This is a genomic window from Novosphingobium kunmingense (genome assembly GCF_002813245.1).
Taxonomy (GTDB): Bacteria; Pseudomonadota; Alphaproteobacteria; order Sphingomonadales; family Sphingomonadaceae; genus Novosphingobium; species Novosphingobium kunmingense.
In genome coordinates this window covers 1-14,840 of the sequence record NZ_PHUF01000002.1, presented here as the reverse complement: position 1 = coordinate 14,840, position 14,840 = coordinate 1, and the positions used below count along the sequence as shown (strand labels likewise).

At 66.6% G+C, this 14,840-nt stretch carries 11 protein-coding genes, 1 pseudogene and 1 riboswitch; of the genes and pseudogenes, 8 read left to right on the top strand and 4 right to left on the bottom strand.

Annotated features, from left to right (window positions below; translation table 11 throughout):
- Positions 1-88 precede the first annotated feature (88 nt).
- From B0I00_RS00070 to B0I00_RS00060, 3 genes are all read left to right on the top strand, one after another.
- Positions 89-2,305, top strand: a complete 2,217-nt coding sequence (locus B0I00_RS00070; RefSeq protein ID WP_100865351.1) for a calcium-binding protein — start codon at positions 89-91, stop codon at positions 2,303-2,305.
- Between the two features lie 152 nt (positions 2,306-2,457).
- Positions 2,458-2,832 carry a hypothetical protein gene (locus tag B0I00_RS00065; RefSeq protein WP_100865350.1) on the top strand — a complete coding sequence of 125 codons (375 nt, stop codon included), beginning with the start codon at positions 2,458-2,460 and terminating at the stop codon, positions 2,830-2,832.
- A gap of 165 nt (positions 2,833-2,997) precedes the next feature.
- Positions 2,998-5,139 carry a M3 family metallopeptidase gene (locus tag B0I00_RS00060; protein ID WP_198519111.1) on the top strand — a complete coding sequence of 714 codons (2,142 nt, stop codon included), beginning with the start codon at positions 2,998-3,000 and terminating at the stop codon, positions 5,137-5,139.
- Here B0I00_RS00060 and B0I00_RS00055 read toward each other — a convergent pair.
- Genes B0I00_RS00055 through B0I00_RS00040 form a run of 4 tightly spaced genes read right to left on the bottom strand, consistent with a single transcriptional unit; the run spans position 5,132 to position 9,472 of the window.
- Complete coding sequence (locus B0I00_RS00055) at positions 5,132-5,869, bottom strand: ABC transporter ATP-binding protein (RefSeq protein ID WP_100865348.1); 738 nt, start codon at positions 5,867-5,869, stop codon at positions 5,132-5,134. The genes B0I00_RS00060 and B0I00_RS00055 overlap by 8 nt on opposite strands.
- Positions 5,866-6,828 (bottom strand): FecCD family ABC transporter permease, encoded by a 963-nt coding sequence (locus B0I00_RS00050; RefSeq protein WP_100865347.1) that lies wholly within the window; start codon positions 6,826-6,828, stop codon positions 5,866-5,868. Before B0I00_RS00050 ends, B0I00_RS00055 begins: the two co-directional genes overlap by 4 nt.
- Positions 6,825-7,646: an ABC transporter substrate-binding protein gene (locus tag B0I00_RS00045; RefSeq protein ID WP_100866394.1), complete on the bottom strand. Its 822-nt coding sequence runs from the start codon at positions 7,644-7,646 to the stop codon at positions 6,825-6,827. The genes B0I00_RS00050 and B0I00_RS00045 overlap by 4 nt, the downstream gene beginning before the upstream one ends.
- Positions 7,643-9,472, bottom strand: a complete 1,830-nt coding sequence (locus B0I00_RS00040; RefSeq protein ID WP_198519110.1) for a TonB-dependent receptor plug domain-containing protein — start codon at positions 9,470-9,472, stop codon at positions 7,643-7,645. The genes B0I00_RS00045 and B0I00_RS00040 overlap by 4 nt, the downstream gene beginning before the upstream one ends.
- Before the next feature lie 96 nt (positions 9,473-9,568).
- Positions 9,569-9,755, bottom strand: a riboswitch (cobalamin riboswitch).
- A 162-nt stretch (positions 9,756-9,917) separates the two neighbouring features.
- Between B0I00_RS00040 and B0I00_RS00035 the strand changes: the two genes are divergently transcribed.
- The 5 genes and pseudogenes from B0I00_RS00035 to B0I00_RS00015 all read left to right on the top strand — a co-directional run.
- Positions 9,918-11,063 (top strand): cell wall hydrolase, encoded by a 1,146-nt coding sequence (locus tag B0I00_RS00035; RefSeq protein WP_100865345.1) that lies wholly within the window; start codon positions 9,918-9,920, stop codon positions 11,061-11,063.
- A 115-nt stretch (positions 11,064-11,178) separates the two neighbouring features.
- Complete coding sequence (locus B0I00_RS00030) at positions 11,179-11,490, top strand: hypothetical protein (RefSeq protein ID WP_100865344.1); 312 nt, start codon at positions 11,179-11,181, stop codon at positions 11,488-11,490.
- A gap of 107 nt (positions 11,491-11,597) precedes the next feature.
- A complete protein-coding gene (locus tag B0I00_RS00025; protein ID WP_100865343.1) occupies positions 11,598-13,532 on the top strand; it encodes a putative bifunctional diguanylate cyclase/phosphodiesterase in 1,935 nt (644 codons plus the stop codon).
- A gap of 217 nt (positions 13,533-13,749) precedes the next feature.
- Positions 13,750-14,712 (top strand): malate dehydrogenase, encoded by a 963-nt coding sequence (gene mdh, locus B0I00_RS00020; RefSeq protein WP_100865342.1) that lies wholly within the window; start codon positions 13,750-13,752, stop codon positions 14,710-14,712.
- A 34-nt stretch (positions 14,713-14,746) separates the two neighbouring features.
- Positions 14,747-14,840, top strand: a pseudogene (locus B0I00_RS00015) (succinate--CoA ligase subunit alpha); the annotation flags it as partial.

Sequence of the window (14,840 nt, the reverse complement as noted above, 5' to 3'; positions counted from 1 at the left end):
GCCGGTCCGGCAACGCGTTGCTTTGGCGGGCAAATTGCCCTAGCCAAATGCCAAGGCGGCATCTCAGCGCGCCGGGCGGGAGCGCGCAGTGGCTGAAATCCTCGGGACCGAAGGCAACGATTATCTTGCCGGAACCACGCAGGCGGATTCGATCTCAGCGCTTGGCGGGGACGACTATATCGAGGCCGGCCTCGGCGATTCGGTCGACGGCGGCGACGGCTTCGACCGGCTGCTCCTCGACCTGCGCGGCGCCGCCAGCGGCTTGACGCTGGTGAACACGCCGCTGGGTTCGAGCGAAGGCGCGGTGATCTTCGGCGCCACGATCCGCAACGTCGAACAACTCCAGGTCCTCTTCTTGCCGGACCATACGAACATCGTGACCTTCTACTACCCGGCCCCGGCTCCCGCTCCGGGTGTCGAGGTGTTCGGCGGCAGCGGTGTCGACATAATAACCGCCAACACCGGCCAAGATACCTTGCATGGCGGCAATGACGGCGACAGCCTGTCCGGCGGCGCTGGCGACGACCGGCTCTATGGCGATGCCGGCAACGATTTCCTGGTCGGCGGCTCCGGGCATAACCTTATCGACGGCGGTTCGGGCCTGGACGTGGCGGGTTATTTCGATTCCGTCCACGCGGTGACGATCGATCTTGCCGCCGGAACCGCCAGCAACGGCGTGGACATCTTCGACATCCTGACTTCGGTCGAAGTCGTCTATGGCAGCGGCTTTGCCGATACCCTGCGCGGGTCCCCGCTTGGCGACACGTTCAACGGCTGGGACGGGGACGATCTGATCGAGGGGCTCGACGGCAACGACTCTCTCAACGGCGATGCCGGCGCCGATACCCTGCGCGGCGGCGCCGGAAACGACACGATCAGTTCGGGCGATTCCTACCTCGACAACCGCGATGCGTGGCTGGACAGCATCGAGGGCGGCGATGGCGACGACACGATCGATTTCGGGATCGGCGACACCGTCGATGGCGGCGCGGGCGCCGATGTCGGGACACTTCATCTGGGCGGATTGGGGCATGGCGTGTCGATCCGCCTGGCCGACGTAGTGGGCGGGATCGCCGGTGGAAACGGCGGCGGCACGGTAACCGGAATCGAGACGATCCGTGTGGTCAGCGGCAGCGGTTTCGCCGACACCGTGGATCTGACGGGAGTGCCCTGGGTTACCGTCGTTGCCGGCGCCGGTGACGACGTGGTGCTGGGTAGCGCCGGGAACGACGTGATCTTTGCGGGTTCGGGGACCGACCGGCTTTATGGCGGCGCAGGCAACGATGCCTACTTTCTCGACAGCCAGGACGACCTGGTGTTCGAGGACGCGGACGGCGGCTGGGACTATATCTACGCAGATACCTCGTTCTATCTCTACGCCAATGTCGAGCAGGTTATCCTGACCGACCTTGCGGGCGCCGGCTTTGCCGTCGGCAACGCGCTGCACAACCAGATCAACGGCAATGACAACGCCAACCTCCTGCTGGGCGGCGATGGCGACGATATCGTTTTCGGCGCGGGCGGCAACGACGTGCTCTATGGCGAGGCCGGCAACGACAATCTTATCGGGTGGGACGGAGTCGACTATCTGGTCGGCGGCGCAGGCGACGACGGGTTATCTGGCAGCAAGGACGCCGATGCCCTCTACGGCGAGGACGGTAACGACCAGTTGGACGGCGGCAATGACTTTGCCACCGACATCCTGGTCGGCGGCGCGGGCCAGGACGTAATCTACGCCAACAGCGGTCTTGGCGACTACGACATTCTCAACGGCGGTGCCGATAGCGACACCTATTTCGTCGATACGCCCGACGACATCATCTACGAGGCGGCCGGCGAAGGCCGGGATCGCGTCGTGGCCGATATCGTCGGGGCAGGCTACTACCTGTGGGCCAACGTCGAGGACTGCACCCTGGTCGGGACCACGCCGTTCGCAGCCGGAAACAACCTCGACAACGAACTCGAAGGCAGCGCCGCGGCGAACTGGTTGCTGGGCAACGAAGGGAACGACAGGCTGAAGGGCATGGGCGGCAACGACGTGCTGTTCGGCGATCGGCCTGACGGACTGGCCGGCAACGACGTGTTCATCTTCGGCGCGGGATCGGGACACGACGTGATCGGCGATTTCCACCCGGGCGAGGATCGAATTCACCTGGTCGGACTGGTCTACAGCTTCGAGGCTATCCGCACCGGATTCAGCCAGGTCGGCGCGGACGGCGCAATCGATCTGGGCGGTGGCAACTTCATCATCCTCCAGGGGGTGAACATGGACACCCTGACTGCGTCGGACTTCTCCTTCGGCTGAAACATAGGCGGCGAACGCCCCCTTTCGCACGCTAGCGCGGCAGAACCGCCTGTAATCACGACGAACCGCGCGCGGCTCGTCGCATTCGCGTTGAACGATTTGGCAAGGTTTTCCATCCAGCCTGACAGGGTTCAGGAGGAGGGTCGCATCTCATGAAGTTTACAAAGGTTCTGCTCGGGCTGACGCTCGGCGCTATCGTCATGCCGTCCATCGCGCTGGCAGACGATCCCAACGATCCGGACATGCGCGATCCGCGCAACCGTGCGCGGGACAAGGCGATCATCAAGAAGCTGAACCAGGATCAGCTGGCCTATGTGCGCAAGCGCGACGCCCAGTACGCCGAAGGCTGGCGCGCCTACCGCGAGCAGAACGGCAACGTGCGCGGCCGCGGCGTGGACGAAAGCGAATACCGCGATTCGATGGCCGATTACCAACGCGAACGCGCCCGTTACGAACGCGATCGCGCCGCCTGGCGCCGCGCGGTGCAGCTTTGCCAGTCGGGCCATTACCAGTACTGCGACGGCTGATCGGTCCGGCGCAGGCCGGCTGACACGACGCTGGTCAAGGCATTGAGGACGCTCGTCGAATAGGGACGAGCGCGAACTTGCGCTTCATCGGCAATTCAGGCGCATGCGGCCATCCCCGGGGCAGATTCCCGCCCCGCGGGACAAGACAAAACAAGGATGGTCGCAATGCAATCGATCAAGACCCTGCCGCTGGCAGCGCTCGTCTGTGCGCTGTCGCCGCTGGCTGCCGTTCCCGCCCTGGCCCAGACCAGCACCGCTCCGCTGGCCGATGGCGCCATTTTCGCGCAGGCATCGACCCTGCCGTTCCAGACGCCCGACTTCTCGAAGATCAAGGACAGCGATTTCCGTCCCGCCCTCCTCGAAGGGATCAAGCAGAAGCAGGCCGAGATCGATGGAATCGCGAACAACCCCGAAGCGCCGACCTTCGCCAACACGATCGAGGCGCTGGAACGATCCGGCCAGATGCTCGACCGCGTCAACGCCGTGTTCAGCGCGCTGACCGGCGCCAACACCAACGACACGCTCGACGCGGTGGACGCAGAAACCGCCCCGATGCTGACCGCGCTGTCGGATTCGATCACGCTCAACGACAAGCTGTTTGCGCGCATCAAGGCGCTCTACGATCAGCGCGCCGCGCTCAATCTTGCGCCCGACCAGCTTCAGGTGCTGACGCTGCGCTACGACAGCATGGTGCGCAACGGCGCGCTGCTGTCCGCCGCCGACAAGGCCAAGCTCAAGGACATCAACGGCAAGCTTTCGACGCTGGAAACGCAGTTCGGCCAGAAGCTGACCGCCGGAACCAAGGATGCCGCGCTTGTCGTGACCGGCAAGGGCGCGCTCAGCGGCCTGAGCGAGGCCGAAGTCGCCGCGGCGGCCAAGGCTGCGGCCGACCGCAAGCTGCCCGCCGGGCGTTTCGTCATTCCGCTGCAGAACACCACGCAGCAGCCGCAGCTTTCCAGCCTGAAGAACCGCGCCACGCGGCAAGCGCTGTTCGCCAAGGGCTGGACCCGCAGCGAACAGGGCGGCGCCAACGATACCCGCGCGATGATCCTTGAACAGGCCGCGCTGCGCGCCGAAAAGGCCAGGCTGCTGGGCTTCAAGGACTATGCCAGCCTGGCGATCAGCAACCAGATGGCCAAGACGCCGGAAAACGCCGTCAAGTTCCTGAACCAGATGGTCCCGGCCCTGGCCGCAGCGCAAAAGCGCGACGCGGCGGAGCTCAACAAGCTGGTCAAGGCGCGCGGCGGCAAGTTCGCCGTTACTCCCGCCGATTGGGACTATTATTCCGGCCTGCTGCGCCAGCAGAAGTACGCCTTCGACGACAGCCAGGTGAAGCCGTACCTCGAAATCACGAACGTGCTGGAAAACGGCGTTTTCTTTGCCGCCAACAAGCTCTACGGCCTGACCTTCACCAAGCGCACCGACCTGCCGGTCTATCATCCTGACGTGACCGTCTATCAGGTCAACGACCAGGACGGCAGCGAACTGGCGCTGTTCTATTTCGATCCGTGGAAGCGTGACAACAAGCGCGGCGGGGCGTGGATGTCGAACTTCGTCGACCAGTCGGGCCTGATGGGCACCAAGCCGGTGGTCTACAACGTGTCGAACTACGCCAAGCCTGCCCCGGGCCAGCCCGCGCTGGTGACCTGGGACGATGCCAACACCATGTTCCACGAGTTCGGCCATGCGCTGCACGGGATGCTGTCGAACCAGCGCTATCCCAGCATCGCGGGGACCAACACGGCGCGCGACTTCGTGGAGTTCCCCAGCCAGTTCAACGAGAACTGGATGACCGAACCGACCGTGCTGGCGAACTTCGCCAAGCATTACCAGACCGGCGCACCGATGCCGTCCGAACTGGTCGCCAAGATCGAGAAGGCGGCGACCTTCAACCAGGCCTATGCGCTGGGCGAGGTTGTGGCGGCGCAGCTGCTCGATCTCAAGTGGCATTCGCTGCCGGCCGGCACGGCACCCAGGGACGTCAACGCGTTCGAGAACGCGGCGCTCAAGGCCAGCGGGCTTGACGTGGCGCACGTGCCGCCGCGCTATCGCACCAGCTACTTCCGCCACATCTGGGGCGGCGGCTATGCGGCAGCCTATTACGCTTATGGCTGGACGGAAATGCTCGACCACGACGCCTACCAGTGGTTCAAGGACAACGGCGGCATGACCCGCGCCAACGGCCAGAAGTTCCGCGACACCGTGCTGTCGCAGGGTCACGCGGCGGACTATGCCACGATGTACCGCAACCTGACCGGTCGCGATCCCAGCATCGAACCGATGCTCAAGGCCCGCGGCCTCAAGTAACGATCAGCGCGCGCTGGCCGGGTTCGCCCAGCCAGCGCGCCTGCGTTTCCCAGACCTGTTCTATCAGCGCGGGCGTAAGCACTTCGCCCGGTGCACCATCGGCCGCAACAGCGCCCTGGGCCATCACGATCACCCGGTCCGCGTGGTTCATCGCCTGCGCCAGATCGTGCAGCACCAGCACCACGCCCAGCCCCCGATCGGCAAGGGCGCGAAACCGCGCCAGCAGCGCCTGCTGGTGCCTGAGATCCAGATTGGCGAGCGGCTCGTCCGCCAGCAGCCAGCGAGGCTGTCCGGCCAGCACGCGGGCCAGCAGCGCGCGGGCGCGCTCGCCGCCCGACAGGCGGTTCACGGCGCGGTCCTTTAGATCGGCAAGGTCCATCGCCGCGATCGCGTCTGCGATTGCTGCCTCGTCCTCGGCGCGGTCCTGCCGCCACGGCAAGCGGCCAAGGCCGACCAGCGTTTCGACGGACATGTCCCACGCTACTTCCGCGCTTTGCGGCAAAAAGCCGATCGCGCGGGCGCGTTCGCGCGGCGGGAGGGCGGACAGCGCGGCACGGTCCAGCGCCACCGTCCCCCTTTCGGCGTCGAGCAGACCCGCAAGGCAGGCGATCAGGCTCGACTTGCCCGCACCGTTGGGGCCGAGGATCGCGGTCACTTCGCCGGGGCGCAGTGCGACGCTTGCAGCTGTCAGGCGTCCCGCCACGGTCAGCTTGTCGGCGGTCAGGCTCATGCCAGGTCCTTCCGCAGTCGCAGCAACAAATGCAGGAAGAACGGCGCGCCCAGCAGGGACAGCGCGATACCGAGCCGCAGCTCGCCCCCGGCCAGCGGCAGCACGCGGCACAGGCAATCGGCCACCAGCAGCAGGAGCGCGCCTGCCAGCGCGCTCGGCAGAAGCAGCTGCGAAGGACGCCCGTCGGTCAAGGGGCGCATCAGGTGGGGCACGATCAGGCCGACGAAGCCGATAATCCCCGCCACGGCCACGCTGCCCCCAACGGTCAGCCCGATCCCGGCAATCATCAGCCAGCGCAGCCGCGACGGATCGACGCCGAGCGAGCGTGCAGCCGTTTCCCCCAGCGTCAATGCATCGAGCGCGCGGCCGGCAGAGGCCAGCACCGCGATGCCCGCCAGGCACAGCGGCGCGGCGATCCACACATCATTCCAGCTGCGATCGGCCAGCGCACCCATCAGCCAGGTCACGATCTCGCTCAGCGCAAAGGGCGTGGGCGCAAGGCTGATCGCCACGCTCATCAGCGCGCCCGCCAAGCTGGCGATCATCATGCCTGCGAGCGTGAACAGGATCACCGAACCGCTGCGCCCCGCGATCAGCGCCAGCAGCGCCATGGCGGTCGCCGCGCCGATCAAGGCGAAGGCCGGAAGGGTCCAGCCCTGCGCCGCATAGCCGGTCCACAGGCTCAGCACCGCACCCAGCGCCGCGCCCGGCGCGATGCCGAACAGGCCCGGATCGGCCAGCGGATTGCGCAGATAGCCCTGCATCGCCGCGCCCGCCGCGCCAAGTCCGCCGCCGACCAGCAGCGCCAGCACGGCGCGCGGCAGGCGTAGTTCCATGACAATCGAGGTCGCCCCCGCAGGCAGAGGCCCCGATGGATCGATCCACACCCGGCCCGCCAGCAGCGAAAGCGGGACGGCCAGAACCAGCAGCCAGACCAGGGTGAGGTTCAGCCGGTTCACAGCGTAGCCCTCACCTGCGCCAGCCGGTCCAGCGCGCGCGGGATGGTCGGCCCGCCGCAATAGAGCAGCGATCCGTCCAGCGGCGCGCGCAGTGTGTGCTTGAGCCCGTTCAATCCCGGATGACGCAGCATCCGGTCTTCCTGCGCGCCGTCGCTGCCGGCGGTGAAGATCACGCGCGGCGGATCGGCCAGCATCCTTTCCAGCGGCATCAGATCGGCCTGCCGCATCCCGCGGCTCGCTGCCTGGTTCTCGAACCCGGCATGGTCCAGCAGGCGCGAAATCAGCGTGCCCTCGCCCGCAACGATACCGCCCGATTGCCAGACCACGGCTGGCACCCTGCCCCCATGCGCGGCGGACCGCGCCAAGGCCGCATCGATCCGGCGCACCAAGGCTTCGCCTCGTTCCGGGTGCCCCGCCAGCGCAGCCAGCGCGCGGACCTGCGCCTTGCTGTCCTCTACCGTCGAGGCGATGCCGACCAGTTCGGTCCTCATCCCCAGCCGGTTGAACGCGGCGCGCGTCGCCGGAGGCATGAAAGTTCCGGCCACCACCACGTCGGGCTGCAGCGCGATGACTTCCTCCACGCTGTCGCCCACCGCGCGAAACCGCCGCGCCGTCCTCAGATCCATCGACGAGGCGCCCTCGCGCTGGCTGTAGTGCGAGATCGCCAGGATCTGCTGCGGATCAGCAACTTCGGCCAGGATCGCGTCGGTACAGGGGTTGAGGCTGACCAGCGTCGGGCGCGGCCCGGCCCGCTCGCCCTGGGCAGCGGCAGTGCAGCCCCCCAGCGCCAGAGCGAGCAAGGCCGCGGCCCGGATCACCACCGCAGCCGCGCTCCGGCATAGGCGGAACGGCCATAGGTGCCGTAGCCCGCCGCGATCTGGTAGGCTTCGTCGGTCAGGTTCTCGACCCGGCCGAACAGCTCGACATTCTCGCCCAGCGGCAGGCTGGCGCGCACGGTCAGCAGTCGGTAGCCGTCGAGCCGCACGGTGTTGCTGACGTTGTCGAAACTGTCGCCCACCATGCGCAGGTCGGCGCCGAGTTCGAGCCCGGCCAGCGGCGTCGTCCAGTCAAGCGAGGTGGTCACCGCGTGACGCGCCCGGCGGGCAAGGTCCAGCCCGGTGTCGCGGTTGGTTGGTTCGAGATAGGTGTAGGCCGCCTGCGCCCGCAGCGTATCGCTGATCCGCGCGCCCAGTTCGACCTCGAACCCCTGCGCCCGCGCGCGGGCTACGTTGAGGTAGCCGGTCGGCCAGAGGTAATCGATCAGGTCCTTGGAATCCCGCCGGAACGCCGTTGCCGCAAAGTGCAGCGGTGCGTTGCGGTCACCCTTCTCGATCCCGACCTCAAAGCTTTCGCTGCTTTCGGGGCGCAGGGCGGTGTTCCCGCCGTAGCCATAGAGTTGATACAGCGCAGGGGCCTTGAAGCCTTCGCCGTAGCTGGCGCGCAGGCGCCAGTCGCCGGTCAGGCCCACCGCGCCGTTCACGCCGAAGGTCCATTGCCCGCCGAAGCGGTCGTGATCGTCGTACCGCGCCCCGCCGCTCAGGCTGAAGCGCTCGCCGTGGTAGGTCAGCAGCGCATGGCCGCCGGTCAGCCGCGCGGTCTGGCGCGGGTCATAGCTCGACGAGAAACGCGACCAGTCGGCATCGGCCCCGAAATCGAGCCGCAGCGCCGGCGAAAGGTCGGCGCTGCCCTTGATGTCGGCGTGGACCGAACGGCCACTGGTGACATAGTTCGGATCGGCGCTGAACGCCGGGTCGAAGTATTCGCGGTGAGTGTTCGACAGGGCCACTCCAGCCGACAGGCGCAGGGCGTCGCCATTGTAGTTCAGCCCCACCCGGCCGCTGTCCACTTCGGCAGTCTGGTATTCGCCGTCATCGACGAACAGGAAGCTGTCGAAGGCCACCCGGCTGTCGCTGTGCCGGGCATTGGCGACCAGCGAGAGCGTGTCGGTCAGCCCCAGCCGCGCCTTGCCGCTGACGCGCCACTGGCGATAGGGATCGGGCTCGGTCCCGGCGGCGGCGGCGGAAATGCCATCACTGCGGGTGTAGCCGCCGCCCACGCTGAAGGCATAGCGATCGGTGGAAACCCCCGCGCCGCCATCCAGCACCCGCGTATCGTGCGCGCCGTATTCGGCGCTGGCTTCGACCCCGTCGATCTCGCGCGTCGTCACCGCCAGCACGCCGCCGATCGCGTCCGATCCCCAGGCGACCGAGTTCGATCCGCGCAGCAGTTCGATCTTGCCGATGCCGCCCGCTTCAAGGTTGCCGAAGTCGAACCCGCCCGATGGCGCGGCCATGTCTGCCACCCGCACCCCGTCGATCAAGACGACAAGCTGCTGCGAATTGGCGCCGCGCACGAACAGGCTGGTCGTGCTGCCCAGCCCGCCGTTGCGCGACAGGGTCACGCCCGGAAAGCGTTCAAGCACGCGGGTCAGGTCCGGCCCCTGCACGGCGTCGATCTCGTCCTGGCCGATGACGCTGATCGATTGGCCGGTCTGGTCGATCGGCAACTGAGTGCCGGTGGCGGTAACGACGATATCGGTGGCAGCGTCAGGATCGCGCTCGTTTTCCATCGTGACGATGGTGTCCTGCGCCCACGCGGCGACAGGAGCAGACAGGATAAGTGGCAAACAAAACAGGTATTTCACGGACAAACCTCCAGCAATGAACGAATGCCGTTCATGGCGAGAGGCCCCGCGCGAAATCACGGGTCCACGCTGCATTCCGGTACACCCCGCCCGGCTGCGGAACGACCGTCAGTGGCAGGTCTCCTGGCTCCCGGATCGCAACACCGCTCCCGCCTTCCCGGATTGATCCAGTGGCATGTGGGAGCGGCACTCCCCGGTCACAGTTGCGGGGGCAGCGCAGGAATTTCAGCCTGCTTCCCTCTTAGGCCGGCCAAGACCGGCAACCCATGACGTGGCCCGCCCTTAGGCGCGGCGTTTCGCGCAGGCAAGCCTTGGCGCAGTTGTTAACCGCTTCACGCTATCGCGGCCCGGCGTTTCCTTTTGGCACGGACCGGATGGGGCCGTGGCGCAAGGCCAGCGGGCGCGTTACGCGCCTTGCGCGTAGCAACCGTAGCTTCGAGGATCGATGGACCTGAGCCCTGCCTTTACCCTGGACACGCCGCCGCGGGAGTTTTCCGCCAGGCTGCCGCGCCGGGGGCTGCGCACGGTGGGCCGCCGGCACCGAGGCCGGCTGCGCGGACGGCGTATCGCCGTGTTGCTTGCGATGTTCGCCGTCCCCGCGCTTGCCGCGCCCGGGGGCTGGCAGGCCTTCGACATCGGCAACGCGCAGCGCAGCGCGACGGTGATCGACCCGATGCCGTTCGAACGCAGCGGCGACAGCTTTCCCGGCTCGGCTTTCTATTACCTGGCTCCCGATCCTGCGCTGCGGATCGGCGACGGGATTCGTTCCGATGCTGACGGCGCGATCGGTCCGGTCGATCCGCTGGTCGGCCCGCTCGCCCGCGCGCTGCGCGTCGACAACAGCGGGGTCGACCGCACCCGGGCGCTGCAATGTCTGACCGCCGCGATCTATTACGAGGCGGCCAGCGAACCCGATCAGGGCCAGCGCGCCGTGGCCCAGGTCGTTCTCAACCGCGTCGCCCACCCGAGCTTTCCGAATACGGTCTGCGGCGTGGTCTATCAGGGTTCGGAACGCACCACAGGATGCCAGTTCAGCTTCACCTGCGATGGATCGCTGGCCCGCGCGCCGAGCCGGTTCTTCTGGCAGCGCGCCATGCTGGCGGCCCAGGCGGCGCTTTCCGGCTATGTCGAGCCGAGCGTGGGCCTTGCCACCCATTACCACACCATTGCGGTCCATCCTGCCTGGGACCGCGACATGAACCACATCCGTACCATCGGCGCGCACATGTTCTTCCGCTGGAAGAGCCGCGCCGGCGATGCCGCGAACTTCCGCTTCGCCTACCTTGGCGGAGAGCCGCTGGCCGCACCGCACCCGCGCAATGCCGCGGCCGATCGCGTGGCCGATCCCAGCCTCGATCCGCTGACGCTTGCCCGCGCCTTCGAGGCCGGCCTGAAAGCCGCGCCCGGAGAGACTGGGTCGCAAGCGAACGCGGCCGGGTCGGTCCGCGCGTCCACCGTTCCAACCTATTCCGCCGATGTCGAGAACCGCGGCGGCGACGGCCTCTATCGTGGCGATCGCCTGCCCGGCGGCCAGCAGGTTCGACCCGAATACGCCAATTCGGGCGCCTGGATCGCACAACCCGGCACCTGACCACCGTCGCGGCTGGCTCTGTTAACCCGCTGCAAACCATAGCCTCACACTAAGACTTAGCCGCCATCGGCTAGACCGTGCCTTCACGCCAAGAACAAAGAGTCGCTGCACCAGGATGACCATTCGCCTCGCCCCCGCGCGCAAAGCCGCCCCGATCTTCTTCAGCCCTGTTCAGCAGCGCCGCGTCGCCCAGCGAGCGGCCAACGACAACGCCGTTGCGCCGCGCCGCGATCCCGTGCTGCGCGAGGCGCTGCTGCACTTCGCCCGCTTTGGCCTTGGCGCGGCGACCGTCGCCCGGGACAAGGCGCACGACGCCTTCTTCGCCGGCGACCGGGCCGGCTACGATCACTGGCTGGCGATCTGTCGCGCGCTCGACCAGCGCATGGCAGCGGCTGTCGCGGCGCACGCAAAATCCCCCGCCCGCTGAACGGGCCGGAAACCCGGCAAACACCGTAAGCGCACCGTTAACCGAACAGTGATCTGTCGCACTTACAGCAGCATACGAGCCGGTTGGGAGCCCTTCACATAAAGCGCATGCGAACCCTGTTGCGGGTACTGTTTCGTACCAACGCCATCGACGACAGGGTCCGCGGGATTCTGGTCGCGAACCTATACACCAAGCCGGGCGCGCTGACGCTGGGCGCGGCCAACGGGGTTATCGCAGCGTTGATCGCCGCGTCCTATTCCGACATTGCTCTGATCTTCCACACTGCCGTCCTGCTGTCCGCGATCGGCATCCTGCGCGTTGCCATGGCCCTGGCCCTGCCGCGCCTGGTCCACCGCGACACGGCCTGGCTGGAACGCTTGTACCAGCTCGGCGCCTTCTCGTTCTGTCTCGTGCTCGGCATCCTCGGCGGGATGACGATCCAGTTCGGTCTGCCCGGCCCCGCGCAGATGCTGATCGTGTGCTATGCGATCGGCTATGCCAGCGGCATGTCGTCACGCAACGCCGGGCGACCGGCCATCGCGATCTGGGGCATGGTCCTGGCCTTCGCGCCGATCTGCTGGGCGCTCATCATGCAACCGGACCTGGCCAGTCAGGCGCTCGCCGTGGCCATCGTCATCGCGTTCCTGGGCATGGTCACGATCGCCATCCAGATCTTCCGCACGCTGCGCGATTCGGTCTCGGCAGCGGAGACCAGCGCCCGCCTTGCGGAAAAGATGCAGGTTCTGGCCCGGACCGATGCAGTGACCGGCCTGCTCAACCGTGCCGGCCTCAACCATTTTCTCGTCGAGCATCTCGCCAGCTGGCGGGCCTCGTCGAATGTCGCGCTGTTCTGGCTCGACCTCGACAAGTTCAAGGAAGTGAACGACGCGCTGGGCCATCAGACTGGCGACCGCGTGCTGGTCGAGGTTGCGCAGCGCCTGCGCAGCCAGTGCAAGGTGGACAGCGTGATCGGCCGCTTCGGCGGGGACGAGTTCGTCATGGCCTGCGCCGTGCGCGACCGGCGCGAGGCGGAGACCATCGCACTGATGCTGCTGGGCGAGATCAGCCGCCCCTTGCGGGTCGACGAGAGCCGCCTCGAGGTGGCCTGCTCGATGGGCATCGCGATCTACCCGCATGACGGGCAGGACGTGGAAACGCTGATGCAGGGGGCCGATCTCGCGTTGTATCACGCCAAGGTCAACGGCCGGAACCAGGCCAGCTTCTTCGACCCCTTCATGACCCGCGACCTCGTCCGCCGGCGCGAAATCGAGGCGGAACTGCGCGTTGCCTTGCAGCGTGACGAGCTGTCGATCTTCTTCCAGCCGATCGTCGATCTCAATACCGGACGCATTCGCGCCTTCGAGGCGCTGGTCCGCTGGTTCCACCCCGAAAAGGGCGAGTTGCGGCCCGACGAGTTCATCCCCGTCGCCGAAGAGACCGGTGCGATCATCACGCTTGGCAACTGGATTACCGCGCAGGCCGCGCGCGCCGCAGCGCAGTGGCCCGAGGACGTGACGGTTGCGGTCAATCTCTCGCCGCTGCAGATCAAGGCGCCGGGCGCCGCGCTCGGCATCCTCAACGCCCTGCGCGAAGCGCGCCTGCCGCCGCACCGCCTCGAACTCGAAATCACCGAGACGGTGCTGCTCGACAACTCGAAGCAGACCGATGATTTCATGGCGGAGCTGTCGGCTGCGGGCGTACGGTTCGCGCTCGACGATTTCGGCACGGGCTATTCCTCGCTCGGCTACATCAACAAGTATCCATTCGGGAAGATCAAGGTCGATCGCAGCTTCGTTTCGGGCGTCAATGCCGGCAAGAAGAGCGAGGCGATAATTCGCGCCGTTTCCGAAATGGCCAGCACGCTCGACATGCAGATCGTCGCCGAGGGCCTGGAAACCGCGGACCAAGTGAACGCCGTGCGCGACGCCGGCTGTACGCTGGGACAGGGGTACTATTTCAGCCGGGCCGTTCCCGACTACCTGGCCGGGATGCTGCTTGCGCAGGAGCGCGAGAAGTTCGGTCTGCAGCAGGCGGCAGGTTGACGACGAGCCCTTTTCCGTAAGGTTAACCGCGCTTTTTGATATTGCGAATCGTTATCGCAAAATAGTTCGTTGCGCGCACGTTTAACTGGTTGCAATCGGCAAAACCGCAGCCTAGGGGCACCGGGTTCGCCGGGCTCTCCGCTTTTCCAGCGGGATGGAATGGATGTGCCTGTGGCCAGACGCTGATCCCGCATTTTGGGAAGGACATCGTCGGATTATGGCTCGCAAGAAGATTGCCCTCATCGGCGCCGGCATGATCGGTGGCACGCTCGCTCACCTCGCCGCGAAGAAGGAACTGGGCGACATCGTCCTGTTCGACATCGCCGAAGGGATGCCCCAGGGCAAGGCGCTCGACCTCGCCCAGTGCGGCCCGGTCGAGGGCTTCGACGCCAACATCAAGGGCACCAACGACTATGCCGACATCGCCGGCGCCGACGTGGTGATCGTCACCGCCGGCGTGCCGCGCAAGCCCGGCATGAGCCGCGACGACCTGCTCGGCATCAACCTCGGCGTGATGAAGGCGGTCGGCGAAGGCATCAAGGCCCACGCCCCTGACGCCTTCGTGATCTGCATCACCAATCCGCTCGACGCGATGGTCTGGGCGCTGCGCGAGTTTTCGGGCCTGCCCCACAACAAGGTCGTCGGCATGGCCGGCGTGCTGGACAGCGCGCGCTTTGCCACCTTCCTCGCCTGGGAGTTCGGCGTCTCGGTCAAGGACGTCAACGCCTTCGTGCTGGGCGGCCACGGCGACACCATGGTGCCGGTCACCAGCTATACCACCGTTTCGGGCATCCCGGTCGACGACCTGGTCAAGATGGGCAAGTCGAGCAAGGAAGCGATCGACGCCATCGTCCAGCGCACCCGTTCGGGCGGAGGCGAGATCGTCGGTCTGCTCAAGACCGGCTCGGCCTATTACGCCCCGGCCACCAGCGCGATCGCCATGGCCGAAGCCTATCTGGGCGATCAGAAGCGCATCCTGCCCGTGGCCGCCTTCGTCGAAGGCAAGTACGGTCTCGACGGGCTCTATGTCGGCGTGCCGACCGTGATCGGCGCGAACGGGGCCGAAGAAGTGATCGAGATCGCTCTCGACGACGAAGCCAAGGGCAACTTCCAGGTCAGCGTCGACGCGGTCAAGGAATTGCTGGTCGCCTGCAAGGCGATCGACGGCTCGCTGGCCTGATTCCTTTCCTTTTCCTCCCCGCGGAGACACCCGAATGTCCATTCTGATCAACAAGAACACCAAGGTCATCACCCAGGGGATGACCGGCGCGACCGGTTCGTTCCACACCCAGGCGGCGCTCGATTACG

Excerpts from the sequence above, each read along its gene's own strand:
- mdh (WP_100865342.1), top strand. The coding sequence starts at position 13,750 with ATGGCTCGCAAGAAGATTGCCCTCATCGGCGCCGGCATGATCGGTGGC.
- B0I00_RS00065 (WP_100865350.1), top strand. The coding sequence starts at position 2,458 with ATGAAGTTTACAAAGGTTCTGCTCGGGCTGACGCTCGGCGCTATCGTC.
- B0I00_RS00025 (WP_100865343.1), top strand. The coding sequence starts at position 11,598 with ATGCGAACCCTGTTGCGGGTACTGTTTCGTACCAACGCCATCGACGAC.
- B0I00_RS00060 (WP_198519111.1), top strand. The coding sequence starts at position 2,998 with ATGCAATCGATCAAGACCCTGCCGCTGGCAGCGCTCGTCTGTGCGCTG.
- B0I00_RS00055 (WP_100865348.1), bottom strand. The coding sequence starts at position 5,869 with ATGAGCCTGACCGCCGACAAGCTGACCGTGGCGGGACGCCTGACAGCT.
- B0I00_RS00035 (WP_100865345.1), top strand. The coding sequence starts at position 9,918 with ATGGACCTGAGCCCTGCCTTTACCCTGGACACGCCGCCGCGGGAGTTT.
- B0I00_RS00030 (WP_100865344.1), top strand. The coding sequence starts at position 11,179 with ATGACCATTCGCCTCGCCCCCGCGCGCAAAGCCGCCCCGATCTTCTTC.